At 39.2% G+C, this 25301-nt stretch carries 29 protein-coding genes, 1 pseudogene and 2 other annotated features (1 of these 32 only partly in view); of the genes and pseudogenes, 17 read left to right on the top strand and 13 right to left on the bottom strand.

All coding sequences use genetic code 11. The features are described 5' to 3' along the window. Positions 1-4: 4 nt before the first annotated feature. From MHI20_RS16415 to MHI20_RS16405, 3 genes are read left to right on the top strand one after another with little or no spacing between them, the layout of a single operon-like run. Entirely contained in the window at positions 5-475 is a 471-nt protein-coding gene (locus MHI20_RS16415) for a low molecular weight protein-tyrosine-phosphatase (protein WP_008341755.1), read from the top strand. Positions 476-495: 20 nt separating this feature from the next. Next, positions 496-828, top strand: a complete 333-nt coding sequence (locus tag MHI20_RS16410; RefSeq protein ID WP_163116203.1) for a hypothetical protein — start codon at positions 496-498, stop codon at positions 826-828. Positions 829-846: 18 nt separating this feature from the next. After that, positions 847-1665 carry a YihY/virulence factor BrkB family protein gene (locus MHI20_RS16405; protein ID WP_008341753.1) on the top strand — a complete coding sequence of 273 codons (819 nt, stop codon included), beginning with the start codon at positions 847-849 and terminating at the stop codon, positions 1663-1665. Between the two features lie 207 nt (positions 1666-1872). Here MHI20_RS16405 and MHI20_RS16400 read toward each other — a convergent pair whose 3' ends face one another. Further along, positions 1873-3054, bottom strand: coding sequence for an MFS transporter (locus tag MHI20_RS16400; RefSeq protein WP_073415308.1), 1182 nt, complete (start codon positions 3052-3054; stop codon positions 1873-1875). Positions 3055-3129: 75 nt separating this feature from the next. Between MHI20_RS16400 and MHI20_RS16395 the strand changes: the two genes are divergently transcribed. The 3 genes from MHI20_RS16395 (at position 3130) to MHI20_RS16385 (ending at position 5490) form a co-directional block, all read left to right on the top strand. After that, on the top strand, positions 3130-3507 hold the full coding sequence (locus MHI20_RS16395; protein WP_041090698.1) for an OsmC family protein: 378 nt from the start codon (positions 3130-3132) through the stop codon (positions 3505-3507). A gap of 65 nt (positions 3508-3572) precedes the next feature. Continuing rightward, on the top strand, positions 3573-4640 hold the full coding sequence (gene cax / locus MHI20_RS16390) for a calcium/proton exchanger (protein ID WP_017366829.1): 1068 nt from the start codon (positions 3573-3575) through the stop codon (positions 4638-4640). Between the two features lie 67 nt (positions 4641-4707). Beyond that, the gene (locus tag MHI20_RS16385) at positions 4708-5490 is read left to right on the top strand and encodes a YfkD family protein (RefSeq protein WP_412055250.1); all 783 of its coding nucleotides are present in this window, start codon (positions 4708-4710) and stop codon (positions 5488-5490) included. Between the two features lie 374 nt (positions 5491-5864). On the opposite strand, the gene MHI20_RS16380 is transcribed toward MHI20_RS16385, so the two are convergent. The 4 genes from MHI20_RS16380 to yfkAB all read right to left on the bottom strand — a co-directional run bounded on the left by MHI20_RS16380 (position 5865) and on the right by yfkAB (position 9184). Further along, a complete protein-coding gene (locus MHI20_RS16380; protein WP_007496614.1) occupies positions 5865-6584 on the bottom strand; it encodes a YebC/PmpR family DNA-binding transcriptional regulator in 720 nt (239 codons plus the stop codon). 132 nt (positions 6585-6716) lie between these two features. Next, positions 6717-7127 carry a nuclear transport factor 2 family protein gene (locus tag MHI20_RS16375; protein WP_243173166.1) on the bottom strand — a complete coding sequence of 137 codons (411 nt, stop codon included), beginning with the start codon at positions 7125-7127 and terminating at the stop codon, positions 6717-6719. Positions 7128-7218: 91 nt separating this feature from the next. Then, positions 7219-8055 (bottom strand): mechanosensitive ion channel family protein, encoded by an 837-nt coding sequence (locus MHI20_RS16370; RefSeq protein ID WP_061418371.1) that lies wholly within the window; start codon positions 8053-8055, stop codon positions 7219-7221. Positions 8056-8062: 7 nt separating this feature from the next. Beyond that, the gene (yfkAB, locus tag MHI20_RS16365; RefSeq protein WP_061418374.1) at positions 8063-9184 is read right to left on the bottom strand and encodes a radical SAM/CxCxxxxC motif protein YfkAB; all 1122 of its coding nucleotides are present in this window, start codon (positions 9182-9184) and stop codon (positions 8063-8065) included. A gap of 147 nt (positions 9185-9331) precedes the next feature. On the opposite strand from yfkAB, the gene MHI20_RS16360 reads away from it, so the two are divergent. Further along, positions 9332-9523: an SE1561 family protein gene (locus MHI20_RS16360; RefSeq protein ID WP_003218031.1), complete on the top strand. Its 192-nt coding sequence runs from the start codon at positions 9332-9334 to the stop codon at positions 9521-9523. A gap of 102 nt (positions 9524-9625) precedes the next feature. Continuing rightward, on the top strand, positions 9626-10417 hold the full coding sequence (gene pdaA, locus MHI20_RS16355) for a delta-lactam-biosynthetic de-N-acetylase (protein ID WP_039168013.1): 792 nt from the start codon (positions 9626-9628) through the stop codon (positions 10415-10417). Positions 10418-10648: 231 nt separating this feature from the next. On the opposite strand, the gene MHI20_RS16350 is transcribed toward pdaA, so the two are convergent. From MHI20_RS16350 to MHI20_RS16340, 3 genes are all read right to left on the bottom strand, one after another. After that, on the bottom strand, positions 10649-10972 hold the full coding sequence (locus MHI20_RS16350) for a DUF2716 domain-containing protein (RefSeq protein WP_340939874.1): 324 nt from the start codon (positions 10970-10972) through the stop codon (positions 10649-10651). A gap of 34 nt (positions 10973-11006) precedes the next feature. Continuing rightward, a complete protein-coding gene (corA, locus tag MHI20_RS16345; protein ID WP_340939870.1) occupies positions 11007-11966 on the bottom strand; it encodes a magnesium/cobalt transporter CorA in 960 nt (319 codons plus the stop codon). 131 nt (positions 11967-12097) lie between these two features. Then, the gene (locus MHI20_RS16340) at positions 12098-12604 is read right to left on the bottom strand and encodes a hypothetical protein (protein WP_024720250.1); all 507 of its coding nucleotides are present in this window, start codon (positions 12602-12604) and stop codon (positions 12098-12100) included. A 433-nt stretch (positions 12605-13037) separates the two neighbouring features. Here MHI20_RS16340 and MHI20_RS16335 point away from each other — a divergent pair, with 433 nt between their 5' ends. Together MHI20_RS16335 and rlmD are read left to right on the top strand one after the other, a co-directional pair. Further along, positions 13038-13907: a DNA-3-methyladenine glycosylase family protein gene (locus MHI20_RS16335; protein WP_024720251.1), complete on the top strand. Its 870-nt coding sequence runs from the start codon at positions 13038-13040 to the stop codon at positions 13905-13907. 102 nt (positions 13908-14009) lie between these two features. Beyond that, positions 14010-15407 carry a 23S rRNA (uracil(1939)-C(5))-methyltransferase RlmD gene (rlmD, locus tag MHI20_RS16330; protein WP_414642649.1) on the top strand — a complete coding sequence of 466 codons (1398 nt, stop codon included), beginning with the start codon at positions 14010-14012 and terminating at the stop codon, positions 15405-15407. 11 nt (positions 15408-15418) lie between these two features. Here the strand turns inward: rlmD and MHI20_RS16325 are convergent, their stop codons facing one another. The 4 genes and pseudogenes from MHI20_RS16325 to MHI20_RS16310 form a co-directional block, all read right to left on the bottom strand. After that, entirely contained in the window at positions 15419-15688 is a 270-nt protein-coding gene (locus MHI20_RS16325; RefSeq protein ID WP_340939863.1) for a hypothetical protein, read from the bottom strand. Between the two features lie 86 nt (positions 15689-15774). Next, a complete protein-coding gene (locus MHI20_RS16320; protein ID WP_340939861.1) occupies positions 15775-16083 on the bottom strand; it encodes a recombinase zinc beta ribbon domain-containing protein in 309 nt (102 codons plus the stop codon). Positions 16084-16134: 51 nt separating this feature from the next. Further along, a pseudogene (locus MHI20_RS16315) lies at positions 16135-16849 on the bottom strand (recombinase family protein); the annotation flags it as partial. After that, positions 16836-17009 (bottom strand): helix-turn-helix domain-containing protein, encoded by a 174-nt coding sequence (locus MHI20_RS16310; protein ID WP_340939853.1) that lies wholly within the window; start codon positions 17007-17009, stop codon positions 16836-16838. The pseudogene MHI20_RS16315 and the gene MHI20_RS16310, both read right to left, overlap by 14 nt. Before the next feature lie 582 nt (positions 17010-17591). Between MHI20_RS16310 and MHI20_RS16305 the strand changes: the two genes are divergently transcribed. The 3 genes from MHI20_RS16305 (at position 17592) to MHI20_RS16295 (ending at position 20040) form a co-directional block, all read left to right on the top strand. After that, on the top strand, positions 17592-18824 hold the full coding sequence (locus MHI20_RS16305) for an SEFIR domain-containing protein (protein WP_340939850.1): 1233 nt from the start codon (positions 17592-17594) through the stop codon (positions 18822-18824). Between the two features lie 184 nt (positions 18825-19008). Beyond that, entirely contained in the window at positions 19009-19185 is a 177-nt protein-coding gene (locus tag MHI20_RS16300; protein WP_200869077.1) for a hypothetical protein, read from the top strand. Positions 19186-19188: 3 nt separating this feature from the next. Beyond that, positions 19189-20040: an LPO_1073/Vpar_1526 family protein gene (locus MHI20_RS16295; RefSeq protein ID WP_340939842.1), complete on the top strand. Its 852-nt coding sequence runs from the start codon at positions 19189-19191 to the stop codon at positions 20038-20040. A gap of 418 nt (positions 20041-20458) precedes the next feature. Here the strand turns inward: MHI20_RS16295 and MHI20_RS16290 are convergent, their stop codons facing one another. Beyond that, positions 20459-20821, bottom strand: coding sequence for a DUF1433 domain-containing protein (locus tag MHI20_RS16290; RefSeq protein ID WP_340939838.1), 363 nt, complete (start codon positions 20819-20821; stop codon positions 20459-20461). Between the two features lie 50 nt (positions 20822-20871). Here MHI20_RS16290 and MHI20_RS16285 point away from each other — a divergent pair, with 50 nt between their 5' ends. From MHI20_RS16285 to MHI20_RS16270, 4 genes are all read left to right on the top strand, one after another. Beyond that, positions 20872-22287, top strand: a complete 1416-nt coding sequence (locus tag MHI20_RS16285) for a lipase (protein ID WP_340939834.1) — start codon at positions 20872-20874, stop codon at positions 22285-22287. 12 nt (positions 22288-22299) lie between these two features. Further along, the gene (locus MHI20_RS16280) at positions 22300-22605 is read left to right on the top strand and encodes a hypothetical protein (RefSeq protein ID WP_330547052.1); all 306 of its coding nucleotides are present in this window, start codon (positions 22300-22302) and stop codon (positions 22603-22605) included. Positions 22606-22927: 322 nt separating this feature from the next. Then, positions 22928-23344 (top strand): DUF6508 domain-containing protein, encoded by a 417-nt coding sequence (locus tag MHI20_RS16275; protein ID WP_340939830.1) that lies wholly within the window; start codon positions 22928-22930, stop codon positions 23342-23344. Between the two features lie 280 nt (positions 23345-23624). Beyond that, positions 23625-24809, top strand: coding sequence for a DUF1835 domain-containing protein (locus MHI20_RS16270; RefSeq protein ID WP_340939828.1), 1185 nt, complete (start codon positions 23625-23627; stop codon positions 24807-24809). A 74-nt stretch (positions 24810-24883) separates the two neighbouring features. Further along, positions 24884-25107, top strand: a binding site (T-box leader). 37 nt (positions 25108-25144) lie between these two features. Further along, positions 25145-25301, top strand: a binding site (T-box leader) (it continues 68 nt past the right edge of the window).

Below are 25301 nucleotides of genomic sequence, written 5' to 3'. Positions count from 1 at the left end.
AAGGATGATTCATGTATTATTTGTGTGCCTCGGCAATATTTGCAGGTCACCGATGGCAGAGGCGATGTTTAGAAAACGAGTCGAAGACGAAGGGCTGAGTGAACACTTTGTGATTGATTCAGCAGGCATTGGCGGCTGGCATCAAGGCAGTCCTCCGCATGAAGGAACACGAAAGCTGCTTGATGAAAAGGGCATCAGCTATGAAGGAATGACGGCAAGACAAATCATGGATAAGGATATCACCACATACGACTATATCATTGCGATGGATGCTGAAAATGTAGGCGCCCTCCGCAGTTTAGCCGGCTATGGAAAACATCACTTTATTGGCCGTCTTCTTGACTTTGTAGAAGACGACGATCGAGACGATGTGCCAGATCCTTATTACACTGGGAACTTTGAGGAAGTACATGATTTAATTGAAACAGGAATTGATCGTTTTTTGACGTATGTAAAAAAAGAGAAACACCTTTAACTGAAAGGAGATCAGATGAGATGGAAGAGAACAAACAAATCGTGCTTCGGGGAGCTGTTATAGGCGCGGCCTGCGGCATATTGCTGACATTATTTCATCGTCCAACAAGAACTGCACTGAAAGAAAAATGGAATGACTGCCAGCAAAAGCTGGATGAATACCGCCTGGAGCCTAGCAAGATGTCTGCTTGCATGAAGGAAAAAATGGAAGAAACGAAGCAATTGATGAGAACGGTCTCAGATGATTTGTCTTTTCTGAATGAACAGGTGAATCAGTTAAAGGAAACAACACCAAAGGTATTAGAGATTATTGAAGAAACAAAGGATCACTTTCAAAAGAAACAGAAAGATTGATCATTGGAGATGAGGCGTATGGGTTTTGTTAAAGCGTTAATTGGACGCTTTTTGCTGCATGAAGGACCGGCAAAATCAGCTGAACTTGCGTATTTCTTTTTGCTTTCATTATTTCCATTTCTCATCTTCGTGCTGACGCTTGTTGGTTATTTGCCGCTGACATCAAAGGATGTTCTAAGCGTCATTTCTGGTTATGCGCCAGAGGGAGCGCTTTCGATGATTGAATCCATTGCCGAAGAGACGCTGAATAACCGTAACGGCGGATTGTTGTCATTCGGGATTATTGCGGCACTCTGGTCTGCATCCAACGGTATTAATGCGGTGGTCAGAGCATTTAACCACGCCTACGAAGTTGAGGAAAATCGTTCCTTCATTCTCGTACGTTTAACATCGATCATCTTAACCATTGCGATGGTGCTTACGATTATTTTTGCCTTGATGCTGCCTGTCTTTGGAAAAGAGCTTGGCTTATTCGTTGCCAAATTAGTAGGGCAGTCAGATGCGTTTCTCACCATTTGGACAGCCATGAGATGGATTATTAGTCCACTGATTTTACTGATTGTTTTTACATCCCTATATTATTTTGCCCCTAATATCAGGCTGAAATTGAAATTTGTGCTACCTGGCGCCATATTTGCTTCTGTTGGCTGGATTCTCGTCAGCATGCTGTTCTCATTTTATGTAGGCGAATTTGCTAACTATAGTGCGATGTACGGAAGCATTGGGGGAATCATTATATTAATGATCTGGTTTTATTTAACCGGCATTATGATCATCCTCGGCGGCGAGCTCAATGCGCTTTTACATAAGCGTAAAATCGTACCAGGCAAGGTGTGAAGAAATCCGGGCATCCTAAAGGAGAACGAACATGTTCAATCTTGACGGATGGGGGAATACCGAATGTCTAAACAATCGAAAAAAGGCGGAAGCAACACAAAACAAAACAAAGGCCATCAGCCAAAGCACAAAACAAGTGGAAGTGCGAATGGGCAAAATGGGTATCACTAGATGAAAAAACTCCTCTGCATAGGTGCAGGGGAGTTTTTAATGAGAAATGGATTCGTTTGGAGTTTCGACCACTGACTGTGTACGCCCAAATCGAACACAACAAAACACAAATAAAATCACAATGCTGACAAGGTAAAGTAAATTCATGCCCTCGAACGTCTGCACAAAGAATCCGCCAAGAACCGGACCGAGAATACTTCCTGCACTAAACGCCATCCCGCACATCAAATTCCCAGCAGGCAGCAGATGCTTTGGCAATAAGTCTGTCATATAACTGATGCCAAGTGAGAAGGTCGAACCTACAGCCATACCTGCGATAAAGAAACAGATCGCAACAGCCAAAACGGACTGAATGAAAATCCCTGCTAAAAGGAAAAAGAATGAACCGACGAGTGTCACAACTAAAATCATGCGTCGTCTGCCGAAACGGTCACTCAGCATCCCGAGTGGAAGCTGAAAAACAATACTCCCAATCGCAAACGCAGGTAAAATAAACGCAACAGCATCTATCGTCACCCCGCTTCTCAGCGCATACACAGGGAAGTTACTATTGAGCGTCGTCTCTAAAAAGCCATAGCAAAACGGCATCATAAAGGCTACCCAGCCAAATTGAAACGCCTTCTTGAAGCGCTTCAAACTATTTGTCTGCTCTGACGTCTGCATTTCACCTGTATCAGGATATGTATTTTTTAAAACAAACACAAGCAGCCAAATACACAAACTAACTGCACCAGACACAATAAACGGCAAGGATGGATTGATTTCAATGAGTGGTGTTAAAAAAGGGCCAGCGGCAAAACCGAGTCCAAAGGATAACCCATACAATGAAATATTTCGCCCGCGATTTCTAGATGATGAGGCATAGGTTACCCACGTCTGTGTGGAGAAATGAAGCATATGATCACCGATGCCGATCATCAGCCGCAAGAAGAACCAGACGACATAAGATTCAATAAAGACAAAGCTAAACAAACTTAAAAAGACAGCAGCGCCCCCAATGACGATCAATGGTTTAAATCCGAAGCGGCGCAGCGGCGCTTCCATAAAAGGAGACGCAAGCAGCACGCCGAGATATAAGCCAGTGGCATGCAGTCCGTTTAACGTCGGGGAAGTGCCGGCATGTTCGAAAATAATCGAAATAACTGGCAGTAACGCTCCCTGCGAAAAACCAGATACGGATACAAGTAAAATTAAAATCATAAAATGAATTCTCGACATAAGAAGCTCCTTACAAGTTCATGCTTTCATCGTACAATGGAACCATAGGGGTTTCAATAGAAAGGTGGAAAAGGAATGAAGCTGATATACGAAAATGATCGGTGGGTCGCAAATGCTGATCAAAGGCAGCTACATATTTCAGGAAATGAAGAAGCGGGATACAGGCCGTATCAATTGTTCACCTCGGCTATTGCGGGCTGTTTTGGAGAAATGGTCATTCATGTATGCCGAAAAAAACGAATATCCTATCAAGGGCTGACCATTACACCTGAAACGACAAGAGAAGGAACTGTAAACAAAATCACTCATATTCATTTACATATGATCTTTGAAAGCATCAGCACCTCTGATGAACAGCTGGAAAAAGTAATGAAACTTGCGTTGAAGCATTGCTCCATGGTGCAATCCGTGAAAGGAACGATTGATATCACCCTTTCACACGAACGAATCTAAATGTATATGATGCCGGCACTCACGAAAGAATAACAGTCAGATATGATGTAAAGGAGATTGACTGTATGAATCGTTTGTTTCTTGTGATTGTCGCAATTGGTGTTCCATTATCTGTAATTGGCAGTTTTCTTCATTTCCCGCAGGCTGTCATGTTCGCCGTCTATTGTATCGCCATCATCGGTCTTGCAAGTTTTATGGGAAGAGCGACAGAGAGTCTTGCCATTATAGCGGGACCAAGAATTGGTGGGTTATTAAACGCTACTTTTGGAAATGCAGTGGAATTAATCATTTCATTTTTTGCATTAAAACAAGGACTCACCGCTATTGTCCTTGCTTCACTCACTGGCTCAGTGATCGGCAATTTACTGCTCGTGGCTGGACTGTCTTTTTTCGTTGGCGGATTGAAATTTAAACGACAAGAGTTCAATGTCCACGATGCAAGGCATAACTCTGGGCTTCTTATGTTTGCGATTATTGTGGCATTTGTCATTCCAGAAGTCTTTTCCATGGGGATGGCAGAAGATCGTCAATTTGTTTTAAGTATCGGCATTAGCATTGTGATGATTTTGCTTTATGTTGCAGCACTCTATTTCAAACTGGTCAGCCACAGGGGTGTTTATGTTGCCAAGCAGGAAATTGCGGAAGGGGAAGCAGCGACGGAAGAAGAAACACCAGAATGGTCTGGGAAGTTTGCCACGGCGATTTTACTCCTTGCGACAATTGCTGTGGCGTATATTTCAGAGCGGCTCGTCCATACATTTGACACAGTCGGAGAACAGTTTGGCTGGAGTGAACTGTTTATCGGGGTCATCATTGTTGCGATTGTCGGTAATGCAGCAGAACACGCTTCTGCCGTCATTATGGCGTATAAAAACAAAATGGATGTCGCGGTCGAAATTGCTTTCGGTTCTACGCTTCAAGTCGCCATGATGGTCGCACCGATCCTTGTGATCAGCTCTCTGTTTTTTGAAAAGCAAATGCCACTGATCTTCTCATTACCAGAGCTCATTGCCATGGCATCCTCTGTTTTACTAACGGTGATCCTTTCAAATGATGGGGATACGAACTGGTTTGAAGGTGCTACATTGCTCGCTGCCTATTTCATTATGGCGATTGGATTTTTCCTTTTATAATCTTTTGTGGATAAGGGACGTCTTTCGGGAAAATACTATGGAAAAATGAATGAGAAAGAGTGATGATATGAAAAAGATGCCCCGCATCATGTTTGTTGTTCTCTTATCCTTAAGTTTTCTATACAGCTTTCCAGCCGAGGCAGCAAAGCCGTTTAAGGTGCCATCGTCTGTCGCCAGTATCTCAAAGGAAAATACGTATCCAAATGCGTCACAAGATCAACCGCTGCTACAGCCGAGCGAGCTGACGACCGAATTATTTAAAACAACAAGTGTACCAATTGAAAATACACATTTAATTAAAATGCTGAATGAATCCAGTATATCAGGTACACCGCTAGCAGTTGGCTACAGGGCAACGATTTTTCTTGGAAGATGGGCACTCAGCTATGATTCAAACGAAACCGTCGCCAATTGGGAATACAAAAAGGTGAACACGAATCACATTGATAATAGAGGCGGAAACAAAACAGCCATCGGCAAATATGTGCAAAAGCAACAAGTAAAAGTAAGTGGAGGGCTCACAGCAAAAGTACCAAACCCAGAAGATGTGAAAACATTGATGATGCAAAAAGCCATCCAAAAAACAAAACTTCCGCTCGCCTTCGACACAGTGATTGGTGCAGGAACAAAGCGAGATCAGTCCTACCACGTATCTCCGAAAAAAGCAGCAACCCTGCATGCATATGCTCCAGCCATTAACGAAAAAGGAAAGGTTACTTACGGAGAAGTGTATCTTGTGCTCAAGGGAAATAAACGCAAACTTGTCGTAAAAAATGTGACCTCACAAGGAATCGGCGCTTGGATTCCTGTTCAGGATCACCTGACGTTTGGGTTTCAAGGGATGAATTAAAAACAGTCATCTCCTCTTACCAAGGGGAGATGACTGTTTTTTGATTAAGATGTCCTATCTTTTTTCTTTTTCATTTCATGAATGTAAAAATCAGAGGCGTTATATAAAAACCATACAAAGAAAAGTAAGAGAAAGACTTTCGTGAATATCGTCAAATTGTTGAAAATTAAGCATAGGCCAATAAAAGGGAGGATCATAAAGCCATAATACGAAAACCACCATGTTTTAAAAATGAAACTCAGCTCCTTGGTTATTTGTGGAAACGACTCTTTCTTCATATTACATGGTCTTGAGTAGAACGTAAACCTTACCTAGACAATAAAAAAGCCAACGCGGAAGTTGAATGAATCCAACAACTACGATGGCTTAGCTGATTATTCCCCTAAATCCACATTATGATAAACTTGCTGCACGTCTTCAAGCTCTTCTAATACATCGATTAGTTTCTCGAATTGTGCTTTCGATTCATCATCTAATGTCACTTCGTTTTGAGGCAGCATTGTGATTTCAGCGACAGTAAATTCTTCTACGCCTGCCTGTTTGAACGCTTCTTGAACTTGATGGAATTGATCTGGTTCAGCGTAGACGATCACCGTATCATCTTCTTCCATAATGTCACGTACATCAATGTCTGCTTCCATTAAAAGTTCAAGCGTTTCTTCTTCACTTTTCCCCTCGACACCGATCACCGCTGTTTGGTCAAACATGTAAGCAACAGATCCACTGACGCCCATATTTCCGCCGTTTTTCCCAAATGCTGCACGAACATCAGACGCTGTGCGGTTGACGTTATTGGTCAGGGCATCAACAATCACCATAGATCCGTTTGGACCAAATCCTTCGTAACGCAGCTCATCGAAGTTCTCTTCTGCACCGCCTTTTGCTTTTTCAATCGCACGGTCCACAATGTGTTTTGGGACACTATATGTTTTTGCACGTTCTAGGACAAAACGAAGTGCTTGGTTTGATTCTGGATTTGGCTCACCTTGCTTGGCAGCCACATAGATTTCACGCCCGAATTTTGCGTAAATACGACTTGTATTGGCATCCTTTGATGCTTTCTTTTCTTTAATGTTGTTCCATTTACGACCCATCTTATTCACTCTCTTTCAATTAGTAAATACACAGTATGAGGGTCCCCATGCTGCATGAAATCAATCTGCTTTCTATTATACATGAATCAGTCAAGAGGATAGAAGTAAGAGGGCTGAAAAGAAAAGAATTCCTTAGCTGATATGTCCAAGTTGTTCAAGCGTCTTATTTTTCTCATGCGGTCTAGTCAGCTCATCACACCGAATGATTCTACCATCTAATAAAGTAAATAACGCCATCACATCTATTAGACCGTGGTCTCCTGTGGACAGCTCAACATATACAGTGTAACGAAAACACCCTTGCTGAGTCTCTTCATCAAACAACATATCATGAAAGGCGGGGATGTCGAGCTGTTTGGTCATGAATTTTAATGTGGAGAGATGCTTTTTAAATTCTTCAAGGGAAGAGACCTTTCCATCAGTGACTTGCTGATATTCTGAAGAAAAATAAGTCTCCACCTTTTCTATATCTAATTGGATTAACACCTCTTGATACATTTGCTTAATAAAAAAAATCGCTTCAGTTTTTCTCAATGTAAACATCCTTTCTTTTAGTTAACCGGTGAACTATATAATATTATAATTAACTGGTTAACTAAAAACAATCAAAAAAATAACCTCATCACAAATGAGGTTATTTTGCAGGCTGTGGATAGACGAGATCCTCAAGCAATTTCACATCATGCTGATGAAGTTGTGTGATCATTTCTTTTCGCACAGCGAGGGCGGCTTCGAAGTATTTTTCATCCTCGACCATTCCTTTTACGGTGATCTCAATCCCGCGATTCAATTTATTGAGCCCCATAATGCCATGAACCTGAAAAGGTTCAATGGCGTTTTGGAATTCATCTTTTTTCAGTAAATCATGATGCATTTGATTTAACTGATCACATGCTGTTTCTAGCGCCTTGAAAGCAATATCAGGATTTTGGTTTGCGCTGATCAAGACTGACTCTGTGATACGCATGTAGTGCATATTGTAGTTTTGGATTTGACGAATGTCTCCGTTTGAAATGGTTAAAAGCTTGCCGCTCCATTCTCTAATTTGCAAAGACCGGAGACCAATTTCTTCAATGGTTCCGTTAAAAAGATTATTGACCGTCACATAATCACCTTTATGAATTTGCCTTTCATAAATGAGGAAGATGCCGGCTAAAATATCACGAATCAAGGTCTGAGCGCCAAAACCAATGACAATTCCAGCAACACCAGCCCCCGCAAGAATCTTCCCAAAGTCATGAAAAAATAGAGAAATCACATATAAGACAAAACATATGGAAGCTGTATACTTTGAAACCGATTTGACCAAGCTCTCAATCGTTTTTTTCTTTTTATCTTCAATGAATTCAGTTCGTTTAAAGAAAATCTGAAGCGCTTTGTTGATCATAAAGACGGCAAGCCAAAGAATGAAGCCAACAAGGAGAATTTCAATGTATTTGTTCTTGACCACTGTCAGAAATGTTTCGTCCATCTATCGGTTACCCCCTGGCTGTACGAGAAGTAAAATCAACATCTTGATAATAACTGTTTTTCACAAGAACATTCGGACCAAGGCATTGCACACTTGGGCAATGACAATTCAGTTCTTTTGCCAATTTTGTGTTCATCCAGCATGTATAAGCTGATTGCAACGTATCGGTTTCAATATTTCCTAATGGTGGTGTATCGCCAAAGTCTGTCACAATAATATTCCCATCAAAAATATTCACATTCAACCGTGAACGGCCATCAGGGTCATTTCGTACTGTCACATTTTTCGCTTGACGCAATCGAGTCAAGAGGCGCTGGTCTTCTTCATCTGTGCTGCATGAATAAAATGGCAATGTGCCAAACAGCATCCATGTGTTCTCATCACGAACATCGAGCAGCTGATGAATCGCATCCCGCATTTGCGGAAGCGACAATGATTCAAGGGCGCTCGCAAAATCACTTGGATACATCGGATGAACTTCGTGGCGCTGGCATTTCATCTCGTCCACGATTTGACGATGGATGTGTTCAATATAAGGAAGCGTACGCTTATTCAGCATCGTTTCAGCAGATACGGTTACACCCGCTTTCACAAGTGCCTGACTATTCTCAATCATGCGGTTAAACAATTTTTCGCGCTGCTCAAAGGTTGGCTTTCGGTCCATCATTGCAAAACCAACCGTAGCAAACTCTTCGACTGTTCCCCAGTTATGTGAAATGTGTAGGACATCCAAGTATGGAATAATCTCTTCATATCGAGCCAAATCAAGTGTTAAATTCGAATTAATTTGGGTACGGACGCCGCGTTCATGGGCATACTTTAATAAAGGAACGACATATTCCCGTACAGATTTCAGAGACAGCATCGGCTCTCCGCCTGTGATGCTAAGGGAACGCAAGAGCGGTACTTCATCTAAACGGCGAAGCAGTAAATCGAGTGGCAGTGCATTCGGATCTTTTGGCTGCAAAGTATAGCCAACCGCACAGTGCTCACATCTCATGTTACACAACGTCGTTGTCGTCAATTCAATATTTGTCAGCTTCATTTCTCCGTAATCCTGCACATCGAGATAGGCTTCCCAAGGGTCGAATGCAGGTGTAATCGGACGAAGTGCTGTTTTTTGGTTCATGGTATCTATCTCCTTTTCATTCGGGCAAACATAGACCCGCCAACAGTTAATTTTAAGCCCCATCACCGTTATACGCAAGAGGGGACACAATTGATTTACAAAGGAAAAAAAGATAAGCTATAAACAAATGCTAAAGGGAGTGTATCTATGGGCAAGGCAGCAGACAGCAAAGAGCAGCAGGTTGATTATTTAAAGAACCGATTAGATATGTTTATGAATGTGATTGATTCATTAGATCCTGAATCCACAGACGTTGAGGATATAGACAGACTCATCCAGATGATTGACGACCTAGAAGCGAAATATGAACGGTTTAAAACCGATTGGAAGGAAGAATAGCTCGCGCTGATGCGGGCTTTTTTCTTTAAATTGGCAGGTCAAAAAGTGTATGAGTACCCGGTATATTCTGCACAATAGAAGAAAAACCGGGAAGTGACGTAAATGAAAAAATGCATACTGATCTGTCTATGTGCGCTTTTTGTATCGATGCCTTTTTCAAACTTAGAAGCCGTGTCTAATCAGCCGATTCATTGGGGATTTGCTAAAAGCAAAGAGCACAAGCCAGCAGATGCCGGCAAGGAACTGACGACACTCTTAAAGAAATATGATGCTTTCTATTTAGGAAATACGAAAAAGAAAGAGATTTATTTTACATTCGACAATGGCTATGAGAATGGATACACACCCAAAATCTTGGACGTGCTGAAAAAACATCAAGTACCCGGCACCTTTTTTGTGACTGGGCACTTCGTAAAGGACCAGCCTAAGCTCGTCAAACGTATGGCAGAGGAAGGTCATATTATTGGCAACCATTCCTATCACCATCCAGATTTAACAACAAAGAGCACGAAAGAAATCAAAGAAGAGCTAGATCGTGTCAATGAAGCGGTATACAAAATCACAGGAAAACAAGATAACCTCTACCTTCGTCCACCGCGCGGGGTGTTCAGTGAAAGGGTACTAAAGGAAACGAAACAGCTTGGCTACCAAACCGTTTTCTGGTCAGTAGCGTTTGTAGATTGGCACATCCACCATCAAAAAGGAAAACAGTATGCGTACAATCAAATGATGAAACAGGCGCATCCGGGTGCCATTTACTTACTTCATACCGTCTCAAGGGACAATGCCGAGGCACTTGATGATGCCATCACTGCTTTAAAAAAACAAGGATATACCTTTAAAAGCTTAGACGATCTCATGCTTGAAAAAGTATGGCATCTCCCTCAGCTATAGAAAAAGCTTGCAGACACTGCAAGCTTCAGCGTGTAGCCAAACCCTCGCATTCTTTGTCAGTCCTGCGTGCTGGTGCTCACGAATGTCAAATTAGCTCCGCGCCAGTACTCGTCCTTCCTAGACTGCAAAGGTTTTCTATCACGCTGAAACGAAGACAAAGGGCTAAAATAAACAACATTTTAGCCCTTTGTCAACAATCTGAGGCTTGCAGACATCTGCAAGCTTTTTGACTTATCCTTCTCTTATTTTACGCTGGAACAAAAGGGGACGATGACGAGTAAAGGAGTCAATCAAGCCCTCACCGAAAATCGTGATGCTCTGCTCCCAAGGATGTCCTAGTAAACCCCAGGTCATCTCTTTTGATAAAAAGAAATAGTCATCTCCATTTGGGAGCACAGGAACTCTCCATTCTCCAGAGATATCATATGTGATGTAAGGAGAGGGTGCTTGAAAACCGGGAAAGCGAGAGATGCTTGGGTTAAATTTAAACTTTTGATCAAATGTTTTCCATGCGTACTTTAGTTCTTTGTCTGTCAGTGGAATCCAGTTTTCCATAGTATCTCCCTTTCAAGCACTTCTCTCAAAAAAACTATTTGAAAATCCTAAACCATCCTTTATGTTTAAACCACAAAAGCATCCCTGAGACAAGCAAACCCATGAAAATCAGTACGCCAAAATAGCCATATTTCCAGTGTAATTCAGGCATGTTATCAAAGTTCATCCCATACACCCCAACAATAAAGGTCAGTGGAATAAAAATCGTCGAGACAATGGTCAGTGTCATCATGATGGCATTCATTCGATTGGAATTTAGTGTTTGATAGCTGTCTCGTAAATCGGCTGTCATATCACGGTTTGACTCAACGATTTCTGTTAGTTTCAATAGATGATCATAAATATCATTAAAATATGCTTGCCGGTTTGCATCGCTTTTCATCATATTCGTGTTCACAATTCGATATAAGAGGTCCCTCATCGGAATAATGGTTCTGCGCAGTTTGAGCAAATCGGATCGAATACCGAATACTTCGTTCATTAAGGTACCATACGTTTTATGCCCTTCTTCATCCTCGATTTCATTGAGCCTGTCCTCAATTTGATAAATAATAGGAAAATAATCATCGACGAGCTGGTCAATCAGCATATAAGCCATATGCTCTGGACCGCTCTCTCGTGCTTTATCAGACCCTTTGAGCTTTCGAATGACTCGATCAATGTAGGGTGCTTCCTTCAAATGAAAAGTAACGATATAGTTTTCTCCAACAAACAGGTCGACTTCTTCAGATCGAAGTGTTTTTTGATTGAGGGCATGAAGGACGAAAAATAAATACCCTTCATAAAAATCAAGCTTTGGCCGCTGTAAATAATGGAAGCAATCTTCAATCGCAAGCGGATGGAACTGAAAAAATTCCTTTAACAGTGCTGCTTCCTTTTCCGTTGGCGCATAAAAATCAATCCAATACCAAGCAATATCGGGGCTTGAAAGCTGCTGCAATGTTGCATGTTCAATCAAGTCGCCGTTTTTTGTCATTGCAAGTTTTTTCAGCATGTGCACCCCTCCAGACTTGCATTATATCATGAAGCACCGGCGGTGAACTTATACGTTTTCACCATAAAAAAGCCGATCTCATCGCTGAGATCGGTCCAATGTGCGTGTATGATTGATGGATAAAGCGAGAATTAAGGACGACGGAAGTTGACGAAACCACCGTTACGGTCGAACCAACCTCTAAATGCCCAGTTGATGTAACCGCCATCACCTTTGTTTGTGAAAGATCCATTTTCAAATACCCAAACTCCGTACGTAATGCTTCCGTATTTAACAGTAGCAAACGTTTTAACACCGTTGAAACGAGTCTCATAGCCTTGGCTTAAGTTAAAGACCATGACATTGTATTTTGCGCCAGCAGCATAGAAAGCAGACTCCATTAATCCTTTGACAAAGCCTTCACGGTTCGTGTTAGCATTTGCAGCATTAATTAATGCATTGGCAATTCCAAGTACGTCAAAGTTAATGTTAACATTTGTCGCATTTGTTGAAGCTTTACCTTCAGCAGCTTTGTTTAACACAGTTTGCTGAATAGTTGTTGAAACTGGAGCAGTTTTTTGCTCAGCAGCGTCAGCGAATACTGGTAGTGTCGAAGAAACAGCAGTGGCAAGGGCAACAGAAAGAATTGTTTTTTTCATTGGTCGGATCTCCTTTGTTTTTAAATTTTGGGTCTTCTTTTAGTAAAACGTGAAACTAGGTGAAGCCGGTTATCAATGAGGTAAATATGTTCCTGCAAGATGAAACAAATGATTGCCTAATCCGCTAATTCCTTTGTTCACCTCCTTGATATGTCATAATTATACAAATATTTTTGAGATAGAAGATATCACCCATAGGTTCTATTTCTAATTTAAGGAAAATGATCCTAAAATGTTGAAGATTGCTGTCGAATTTTAGCTGAATTCGACTAAAAAATTTCATCTATCCAAAAGGAGAATGACCATAAATAAGGAAGATATAACTGATAAATTCTTGTACTCTTTATATTTAAAAGTATTCAATATAGAGAATCATTCATGCAAAGTGAAACAATCACATCTGCGTGTGTTGGCAGAAAGGAAGAGGAAAAACATGTGGGAAAAACACCTATTGGTTGAACCGCCCTATCACTTCGATCAAGTGCTGAGACGTTTGTCGAGCGATCCATTAAAGGCGGTCGATCTGGATAAAAGAGAAATCAAAGTACCGATGAGGCTGAATCATAAACCGTACGTTGCAGTCGTTCAAGCGACAGGAACAAAAGAAGCGCCTTCGTTCCGGATACAGGCTAACGGGCCGGAGGAAGCGATCCTTTCTGAGGTGAAGCGGATATTTGGCATGGAGCATCAATTACACGCCGTGCATGACCATTTTGCTCAAACAAATCTTGCGCCCATTTTTGAACGTCATATCGGAACGCCGCTTATGCTGGATTTCCATCTATATCATTGCTTGATGAAATGCATCATTCATCAGCAGCTCAATCTTGCATTTGCTTATGAGCTGACGAAACGGTTTGTTCATACGTATGGTGAGCAAATCGACGGCGTCTGGTTTGACCCTTTACCGGATACCATTGCATCACTTGAAACCGACGATTTGAGAAAACTGCAATTCAGTCAGCGAAAAGCGGAATATGTGATTGATGTCTCAAAGCGAATAGTGAGTGGCTCTCTGAATTTAGAAGAATTACACGACTTAACGGATATTGAAATTGAAGAACGTCTGCTTCCGATTAGAGGGATTGGACCTTGGACGGTTCAAAATGTCCTCATGAATGGACTTGGAAGACCAAATCTCTTTCCAATGGCAGATATCGGGATTCAAAATGCGATCAAACGTCACTTTGACCTGCCAGAAAAGCCAACAAAAGAAGAGATGGCAGTTTTAAGCAAGGAGTGGGCACCTTATTTAAGCTACGCCTCCCTTTATTTATGGAGAAGTATAGAGACAGATAAATAATTGAAAGGCATTTTCTCTCTTCGTCCAAGTCGTGATATACTATTCAGATGGAATAAAATGAGGACAACCGATAAAGGTTTAAATAGAACGGAGAGAATAAACGTGAAAGAAAAACAGCAAGGAGCCCTTCTGCAAAAGGGGCAGCAGTTCCCGCTTACCATTAAACGCCTTGGCATTAATGGGGAAGGGGTCGGTTATTTTAAAAAGCAAGTGGTCTTTGTCCCAGGTGCACTTCCAGGTGAGGAAGTAGTAGTTGAAGCAACGAATGTTCAAGCGAAATATGCAGAAGGTACGGTGAGGAAAGTCCGCAAGCGCTCAGAACATCGAGTGAAACCGCCGTGCCCAGTATACGAAGAGTGCGGAGGCTGTCAGCTTCAGCATTTGGCATACGAGCAGCAGTTAAAGGAAAAACGCGATATTGTCATTCAATCAATGGAGCGTCATACAAAGCTGTCGGTTGAAAAGATCGACATTAGACCAACAATCGGTATGGAAGATCCATGGCACTACCGGAATAAAAGTCAGTTCCAAGTCGGAAGATCACATAGCGGCGACATCATCGCAGGGCTTTATGGGCTGAATTCTCATAAACTTGTTCCGATCAAGGAATGTATCGTCCAGCATCCGAAAACGAACAAAACAACAGGCGTCGTCCGCAAAATTTTAGAGAAATTCGGCGTATCTGTCTACAACGAGCGGACAAGAAAAGGCGACGTGCGCTCGATTGTTGTGCGTGTCGGCTTTGAAACAGGTGAAGTACAAGTCGTCCTTGTCACATCAAAGCCTGAGTTTCCAAAGAAAAAAGAAATCGCCGAAGCCATTCAAAAACGTCTGCCAGAAGTGACGTCTATTATGCACAATATCAATGGCGAAAAAACGTCAGTCATCTTTGGGCATAAAACATCGCTCCTAGCTGGCAACATGGTCATCCAAGAATTTTTAGGAGACGTCTCATTTGAATTGAGTGCACGGGCTTTCTTCCAATTGAATCCGAAGCAGACATTAAAGCTTTACGACGAAGCGAAAAAAGCGGCCAAACTGACTGGCAAAGAAAAGGTAGTCGATGCGTATTGCGGCGTTGGAACCATTGGAATGTGGCTCTCAGATGGAGCAAAAGAAGTAAGAGGTATGGATGTCATCAAAGAATCAATTGATGACGCGAAGAAAAATGCCAAAAAACACGGCATGAAAAATGCAACTTATGTGACAGGCACAGCCGAACACTGGCTGCCAAAATGGGTCAAAGAAGGCTTCCGTCCCGATGTTATCGTCGTCGACCCGCCAAGAACAGGCTGCGAACGCACTTTCCTAGATACCGTCAAACAAGTCAAACCAAAACGCTTTGTCTACGTCTCTTGCAACCCGTCTACACTAGCAAAAGACCTCGAATACATGTCAAAAGACTACAAGATCGAATACATGCAGCCAGTTGATATGTTTCCGCATACGGCGCATGTGGAAGTGATAGTGAAACTTGTTTTAAAAGATACATTCAATTAAATTGTACCTAATTAAGCAGAAAGAGAGGGGGAAAGATTGTAGTGTATCTTAATCTTTTCTTCCCCAAATACTTCTGTTTTGTTAATAAGCCTTTGTAGAACTTGTTTCAGTATGTTTTCATCTTCAAACTCTAATTCTGAAATGCGTTCTACTTCCTTTTTGAAGGCTTGTAATTGTTCTGTATTATCTTTTTTTGTCGCTAAAGCGGATTGTAAGTTCGCTTTCCTATCAGCCAACTCCTGAAGTTGAATGGAAATACGTTCACTTTGTTGTTTAAACATTTCCGTTGTTATAGCCCCATCAGCATGAAGTGTAAGTAAACTACTTACCTGATTGTTTAACTTATCAATTTTCCTTTCAACTTGCTTTAGTTCCTTTGTAAGAGAGGATTGTAAAGAACTTGCTTTGTTCTCAGCGATACCATAAAGTTTTCAACTTTTACAGTATCTTTTATCATGGCTTTTATATCAGCTTTAACGGCATTGAGCAACAATCTCTCTTCAATAATATGAGAGGAACAATAGGAGGTTGTATGCTTAACATATCCCCCACATACATAAGCCCCATTACGTCTATCAGGTTTGAAGTGCATACCGCTCTTACAGTCGGCACATTGGGCAATATGAGCAAAAAGGCTTTCTTTACCGTTACTTTTTTGTTTCCCTTTTCTTCTCATAAGTTCTTGAACTGCTTGGAAATCCTCTTTTGAAATAAGGGCAAGATGAGCATTCTCTATTATAACTTGTTTTTCAGGCTTAAGTTGCTTTCTCTTCTTGTATAATTCAGATTTTGCAAGGGTATTTAATGTTTCTTCCTTACAATGAACTAACTTTCCAATATACCTGATTGTTAAGAATACCCTTAATAGTGTTCTGGTGCCATTTCTTACCCTTTCTAGGTGCATGGGTACCATTCTTCATAAGATAATTTGATATCTTAAACATGCCCCAACCTTCATAAAGATAAAGTCTGAAAATCTCTTTAACAATGGTAGCCGTTTCCTCATTCACTTCTAGCTTTTTAGTAATAGGGTTAATAGAATAGCCATAAGTTGCTTGAGACGCTTTATATTCACCTCGATTAGCCTTATCTCTTAGTGCTAGCCTTTTTCCATAATCTAAAGGAACAGTTTTTAGTATTTGGCGTTGTACTAATGATTTTACCGCCCCTTCGCTAAAGATAATATTAAAATCATTAAGAATACGAGCGGTTTTTTCTACTGTTAATTTATCCATTTTAGTTTCCTTCCTTTGATGATTGATATTATGCCTGTAAAACAAACCTTTCAAGTTCGGTTTCGATACTTTCAAAGTTGTTCCTGCAAGTTTTATAGCCTTTAACTTTCCTTCTTTTATCCACTTACGGATAGTTTGCTCTTCAACATCTAATAACTCCGCTACAATTTCAACTGAGTAAAGTTTACCAAGTTCATTCAGTATCATTGTTTTCACCACCTTTAATATATTCTTCTAAGTCATTCTGTAAGACCCTAACAGAACCGCTTACCTTTACCGATGGAATTACCCCTTGTTTTGTAAGCACATAAACACGATTTTCAGATAGCTTTAAAATTTTAGCTACCTCAGAAACTTTTAATTCCATAAATTCAACCTCCTATCGTTCTCTAGCAAATTATAGAAATAAGGAACACAAAAATAACAAAGGGCGGTAGAGGGTAAATACAAAAGGTTATTTTTAATAAAAATACACAAAAACTATAAAATTACTTATAGCTTTTGTGTCGTCAAAATAAAAAAAATTTAGACGGTCGGAGAGGATGAACCTATCAATTTTCCGTGAAATATAAAGGTATCTGTCTATTTGTTTGTTAAGGTATTGACTGAACTCATTGCAATTTCTTTTTGATACATCACACGTTAAGAAGGGGTGTACAATTCTAAGTTGACGTACAATACAATTTGATGAAATTTCTTACAGGTGAAATAAGGGATACTCGTTCTAAAAGGGAGATAGTTCTTTTACTAGGCACTGGGTGGGGTTAATCTAGTTGTGATGTTTGAACCGCTTTTAAATAATTCTAGTCTAGTCATTATGTAAAGTTTTAAGAATATGAAACTTAAATGAAAACTATCCGCTCTATTTTTACCTTTTGTTACCAATGAATAAATTTTTATGCGAATATTATGTTAAAATTTAGATAAAAAGTTAAAAGGGGTAAGGTAATTGGGATACGAAGAAATAGTACCTAAAGTTTTTATATCGTATAGTTGGTCATCAGAAACTCATAAACAGTGGGTTCTTGAATTAGCAGAAAAATTAGTGGCGAAATCTGGTGTTGACGTTATTCTTGATAGATGGCATGGAGTTGTGGGCCATGACCGTTTTCAATTTATGGAGGAAAGCATTAAAGTTGCGGATAAAGTTCTAGTAATTTGTGATAAAACTTATTGTGAAAAAGCAAATGGTAGACATGGTGGAGTGGGGACTGAAACTTTAATTATTACACCTGATGTATATAAAGATACAAAACAAGAAAAATTCATTCCTATCTCCTTAGAAGAAGAGAATGGTGAGTATCTATTACCTGATTTCTTTAAAAGCAGGTTTGCTCTAAGCATGAAGCTGGGGGATTTAGATAAATCATATAAGGAATTAGAGAGACTTATTTGGGAAGAACCTCTATTAACCCCTCCCCCTAGAGGGAAGAAACCTGACTTTAAAGAAGAAAAAAAAGAAGATGACACTTTAGTGCCTGAGGAACCAATATTTAACGACTCTGATGAAGAAAGAGTAATCTGGTTACTCCCTAGAGGCTTCTTATTATATACGGATATTACATTTGAAAGTCATGACTCATGGGCTGTAGTATTATCATATTATGATTATGAAGGCGAATGGAGACATAGTACACACTACCACGAGTCATATTCAAGGAGTTGGGATAGAAACCTAGAAATACAATACAAAAAACTATCAATACCTGAAGCGGATTGGGATTGGGCAAGAGCACCATTAAACTTTTTAATGGAACTAAGAGAGGTAACTGAGAAAGTGGATATACAAAAACGAGTTGAAAATGAACAGAAGTATGATTACCCTGTTTATTACTTTAACCGAAGTGAACCCATATTCCTACCTAAAGTTCCTCCTATATACAAGTTTTATCATGATACAGGGAATTTAAGAGAAATTCTCGAAGATTTAAAAGATGAAAAATTAAGATTAACAGAGGAAGAACTTATTAAAAAAGCTATAACTTTACGGCAAAGTGCATTTTTAGAGAGTCTTGCATTTTTAGGAGAAGACCATCCATCATTGTCTTTTATTAAAGAAGTTATTGATGAGTTTGATAAATCTTATACTTCAGATGAGGTTTTAGCTTGGCTTAGTAAAATTGGGAGTGTCTTGAGAAATACACTTAATCATGAATGGGATGTCTGGAATAAAAAAGTTTAAAAAAGTAGTCGATGATGAGAGAAGATTGATATATCAAAAATTTTATAAAGAATTGAATGATATAACTAATGAAACTATTGAAGAAATAAAAGATTTTGTTCGTGAGTCGAGACTTGTTTTGTATACTTAATACAATTAGAAAATAAGCGTTTACTTTTTACACATGGAATGGGAGGTAACAATGATGGAATGGTATACATGGGTGTTTAGTGGAATTGGGGTTTTCGTTTTAACTATTTTGACTAGTAAGCAGATGTCTAAGTCAAAAAAAGTAAAGCAAAAACAAAAAGGTGGGAAAAATTCTAATAACTATCAGTCAGCTGGAAGTATGACGATAAACTCACCTAAAAAGGAGGAATGAATTATGAAGCAAAGTGGTGGTAAGGATAGTACTAACTATCAAGCCCAAGTAATTAATGTTGGTGTTACTGCAGACGAGGCGAGGAATATTGCACTAGATTTGTTTAAGGCGAATTTTTTAGAACTTTCTCAACAGGCTGCGGAAATTGCAACATATAGAGCAGAAAAATTAGTAAATGATACTTTAGAAAAGCTAAAGCAGGAAAATCCTTCGGGTATTGAAAAGATGAAAAATCCTGATATGCAATATGCGATGTACACTGCTCAAAAAGAATTTGCAAGAACAGGTGATGAAAATTTAGAAGAGATATTAATTGAATTGCTTGTGAAAAGAACAAAAGAAGATGATAGGACATTAAAACAAATTGTATTGGATGAGTCATTATCAGTCATTACGAAGCTAAACCAGAAGCAAATTGATATACTCTCTTTAGTTTTTGTTATCAGAAGGACAGTCAATAATATATACATAAATTATGATAAAGAAATTGGTGATTTATTAGACTACTATGAAAGAACTTATAGTCAATTTATTAACGAATTACCAACTGTAGAAGAAGATACACTTTTAGAACATCTTGTTTATGCTGGGTGTGGAAGATTATCTATTGGTGAAGCTAAATATGAGACCATTTTTAAGGAAAATTATCAAAAGATATTTAATTCTAATAATGAAGCTGAAATAGTTCATCTAGTTAACTATTTCCCTTTATCTTCTCAGATAATGAAATCATGGAATGAAACATCTTTAAAAAATATGAGTTTAACTTCAGTTGGAATTGCAATTGGACATACTAATTTAGTTAGAAAAATTGGTTCTTCGTTTGGTGATTTAGGTATTTGGATTTCAGGATAAAATTAGTTTGGCTTTGATGAATTTGAAGCAAAATTATATGGGTTTTTCTTTCATTATTCTGTTTGTTTTTAAGAACTAATGCCACTCTGTATGTACTGTCAACTCAACGCATGTGGAGTGTGTGGTTTCTTTAGTCCTTAAATAATAGTGGGCAAAGAACCGCGAAAGGCCATTATGATCATTTAACCTTCTAATATGATGTAATCACCAAATTTTTTCTGTTAAGTGAGCTTAAATATCACCAGTCATGTTTTATCAATGGAAGTTTTATATGAATATATGCATGGTCTTGTCGCAGATGGTATATATGGTCCAAAACCAAAGAAAAAGGCGCAGCTCGAAGCCTTCTTGAAGTAAACAAATAGTCCCCTTGAATTTTCGAGGGGACTATTTGTTTATTCGATGATTTATCCTCTTTTTAATACTCACATACTTTATCTTCGCACTCAGGTTTTTCTTTAGCATCAACAATAAATGAACCTACTTCATCGTTTGCCTTATCATATATTCCCCAAATTTTTTTGTCCTTGTTTCCATTTAAATAACCATTAATTGAAATGCCCCCCATTGGGTTTACCTCATAATCATTATTAAAATCAATTCGTTTGATATCATTATAGTTTGTTTTAATAAAGTCAGTCATTCTTTTCTTAGCCAAGGAATACAATTCTTCTTTTTTAGCTTCTTGGGCAGCTGTTTTTTTGTCGTGTTGTTCCTTCATAAATATCCCTCCAAGTGTTATAATAACCAAAGTCATAAGGATAATTATGTATTTTTTCATAAAACCATCCTTTCTATCTTAGATTTTACATGAGAGAAGGGGCATTGTACATGAATACAAAGACTGACATACCTAATTTATCAGATAAGGACTATTATTTTCTAAGCCAAAATACATATAATGAAAAGATAATGCAAGAAGCCTATGAAAATAAAATTCCAATCCAAGTTAGATCAAAAAGGGCTTTTTACGTAGACAAAATCAAAAAAGACCCAGACACAGGGCTAGATGTTTACGTATTTGTCCAAGCAAAGAAAAAAGAAGGTAAATGGGTTAAACCAAAAGAACCTGAGAATGTTGTCGTAGGTTTTCAAGGAACAAATCAAGAACAAATCAAAGCTGACGTGATAAGTGCAGATGGCGGCAACGTGGTAATGGGTCAAGACCCGAAAAAGAAAGTCAAATACATCATGAAAAAAGAGGCACCTGAAAACTCTAAAGCGATTACCAAGTATAACGGTAGTATGGAACAAGCCATGTTGTTGAAAAGTGGAGAATACAAAATTGTCACTAAGACATCTCAATTTGATCAAGGTGATAAGCTCGTCGCCAATGAAGTGAAAAAGTATGCTGGCACTAATACAGTGATTTCAACAACGGGTCACTCACTTGGAGGGGCAGATGCAGAATACGCTGGTGTAAACAATCATGTTTACAGTGTAGCCTTTAACAACCCTTCCATTGTTAAGCTGCATGATGAGGAAACACAGAAGAAAATCAGAAACGGCGAATTTGATTTATATCATAAAGCCATCATTAATCCCGATGATATGGTGGGGGCAGGTTGGTTGTTGGAATATGACAGGCACAATGGAACGACAATTTATACGAAAGATCCTAGTCAATCACGAAGAGAGCGTATAGATCGGTTTGTGTCTCCGTTTGGTGTTCCTGGGGTTTTAGGAAATTTGATTACTTCCTTCTATGGCCAAGCATTCGCAAAAGATCCGGATACTCATAGTTTAAATGAGTCGAACTTTACTTTTGATAAGAATGGTCATATCAAAAGTGTGGATGGAAGCAAAGGTGTTTATAACCAGAATATCGAATCATTTTCAGCTTATTCAGGTATGAATGGACAAACCATCAAAGTGGATGCCAAATATGCAAAAGAATTAGCTCGTCGATTACAGGCAGCTATCGAAGACTTAAAAACAAAAAAACAAGCAATTGAACAATTCGCTCATGATCACAGCAAAATGGTGTATGACGTGAAATCTATTTGCGGAAAAAGGTTAGGGGAATTCAAGGATTTAGATCCAAGTGACGTTGAAAAAGCTATATTGTTTCACGCCCCTTTTGTGAAAGATGGAGCAGCATTTTATGACTCAGAAGAACAGTATCAAACTGAGGCTTCTCTACATTATTTGATTAGAGATTTAGAAGATATTAGTGAGTTTATTGTGAAAATGGCGGAGGATTTAAAAGATAAGGATAATGAATTAGCAAGATGGTTACGGTTGTAAGGGGGATTTCAATTGCCATATGGAGTTAATATGGATGCAGATGAGTTTTACAGACGATTACAACAGAATGAGGAATTAAAAAAAATTGTAGGTTCAAGTTTAAAAACGCATTGTCAGCATCTAAAAGAAGACACAAAACATGCGTCAGACTTTTCTTCAGCACAACAGGTTGTAGCTGAAGTGTATGTTGCTTTACTCTCTTCATTTGAAGGAAAAGCTAAGGATGCATTGGTACAAAGACTCAATGAAAATGCGAAGATGCTGACAAATGCCACAGAGAACAGAAGTGCCTTTCTAAGAACTATAAAGACAAAATAGTGAACATAACCTCTTCGCAACGATGTGACAGAGGTGTTTTTTTATTTGGGAATCGTCTTATAAATTCCTTGACGCTTTATTCACAGCTGGTATCAGCTTATTATTTAATATGACACATAAACGTTGACGAGCAAGATGATTAATACCGTGCATGTGGAGACAGTTATATCGATGGTACCAGTGTAAAGAGTGAAATGAATAAAAATGGTTCGTGACTTGAATACTGGCTTCTAGTTTGTACGATCATCACGGACTTTTTTATTAACTTATTGAGAGAGATCGATCAAAGAATTTTTAATTCATGGAAAGGTGGAGGATGAAATTGAGTCAATTTAAAATCTTAACAAACTATATCCCTATGCTTCAAGGCGATGATATTGGTGAATGGGTCATAGATAAAGAAAATGATGGAACAGCAGAACATCCGATTCAGATGCCCTTTGTGAATTATTCCGAAACGGTCCGTCGTTTTATCGAGGATGTCTATACCTTTGCAGAACAACATCAAGAAATGGAGCTTACCCGCTACAGTGAGATCCTCAAAGAAAATCGCATTGAGGGTGGAATGAACGATATGGGGAATGTGGACATCTCAAATGTAAATGCGCAGTGTGTACTGGCTCTCATCATGGGGGTTCTGAGAGCTGAACGATTTTGCGAGGGTGTCATACTCGATGTCTTTACAAAAGGAACTATTGTCAAGTGGCTTGAAAGATTGGAACGTTTGGAGAATGATTGAACAAATTTAAACAATGATGTGATGATGGTTTGCGCTCAATTTTTATCAAATAACTTTCGGAAAATGAATTGAAAAAGTTTCGTTTCAGGCACTATCTGAAAATAGTGCTCAGATTGTTGACAAAGGGCTAAAATGAACTTTATTTTAGCCCTTTGTCTTCTTTATATAGATCTTATCCTCTCATCGTCGTACTTTTGAATGAAATTGATTCAATAGAATTGACGTAAGAACCATGAATAGGCGAAGATGATATAAAATGTAAGATAAAGGGAGACGAATAATGATACATATCGTATTTGGGGCAGCAACTGCTGGTAGTTTAAAGCAAGCATTACGTGAAATGAAGCAAAGACCAGTGGAAGACATCATCACCTTTGATGATATCTATTCCATTGGCCCACTTACACACTTACATGAACGTCAAGGACAAGAGACTCGTATGGAGTGGCTTCGTCATGTCATGTCCAATGAGTTTGGTAGATTTGATGATATGGTAATCGATCAGCAAATAATGATTCAACAAGTGAAGGATTTAAAAGATGGATCACATATGATGATATGGATAGGCAACAATGCACACGAACAAATAGGTCTACGATTTGCCATCTATTTATTAAAAGGAAAAAACGTGGACGTCTCTGTCATTAATACAGCGATTGCATATGATCACCATTTTAATACAAAGACGATTCGCATGGACCTTCGACATACTGGGGAAATCCCATCTGAAAAATTTAAAATCATTTATGAAAGTAAAAATCACTTTCACACCATTTCCAAGGAAGAAAGAGAACGATTACAAGAAGAGTGGCTTCACATTGCCGAAACAGATCATACACTTAGGATATGGCGAAATGAACAAACGCTCAACGTATCAGAAGATGAATTTGATGCTTATTTAGTAAAAATGGCTAAGCGGCTTCATCTGTCCGAGCCAGAAGAGGAATACATCGTAACTCCACGCTTAATTGGAGAAGTCCTTGGTCATTTAGAACAATATATCGGAGATGATTTTATTGAGTATCGGCTAAAGAAGCTGATTGATCAAGGTGTTTTTGCTATGAAAGGAAAACGAACGTCCATGCGTTATTACTCGATAAAACTGACAACATTTGGTCAGGACTTCAAAAAATGGGTATGCTGTCGTGATTTTGAGCACCAACCTTATGTGAAAATTGAAGGAACCTATGGTGGCGAACCTTTTCAATGCGGACATTGTCAATGTCATTTAGAAAGAGATGATGTACCTATAAGCGATGTACTATTCTCTAAAATATGGAATTGGGCCATACAGTATGGTTGTTGGTTTGATGAAGAAACAGATGACTTGCTGCCAGAAGGGGTAGAAATGGAAAAGAAGTTTAATCAAGCAGGGGAGTGTATAACGGAAGAAGTGAAGAATGCGTTATCTCCTAAGTATCAAGTCGAATATAGCCCCAGTGAAATGACAAGACATTTCATTTAAAGAATAAAATTCAATAGCACTGTACAAAATAAATCTTTACATCATTCCCCATCATCATGTAATATATGGAGAAATCAAAAGCGAAGAAAAGGACATGAGCAGCTTTTATCGGTTCACAGAGAGGGAAGTCACGGTGAAATCTTCCTAACGCAGAAAAGTTGTCTTACCACCTTTGAGCTGTATTGGGGAAATTACAGTATCCAATACCGTCTACGCCACGTTACGGCACCAGAGCCATAAAGCGAATACGCATTATGGGAATTTGGGTGGAACCACGGATCACACATTCGTCCCTTTATGAGGGATGGGTGTGTTTTTTTGTTTACTTTTATAGCATGATTGCTTTGAAAAGGACATGAGCAGCTTTTATCGGTTCACAGAGAGGGAAGTCACGGTGAAATCTTCCTAACGCAGAAAAGCTATCTTACCACCTTTGAGCTGTATTGGGGAACATTGCAGTATCCAATACCGTCTACGCCACGTTACGGCGCC

It is taken from the genome of Bacillus sp. FSL K6-1106 (assembly GCF_038005245.1).
Taxonomy (GTDB): domain Bacteria; phylum Bacillota; class Bacilli; order Bacillales; family Bacillaceae; genus Bacillus; species Bacillus altitudinis.
This window is presented reverse-complemented; position numbering and strand designations above follow the sequence as displayed.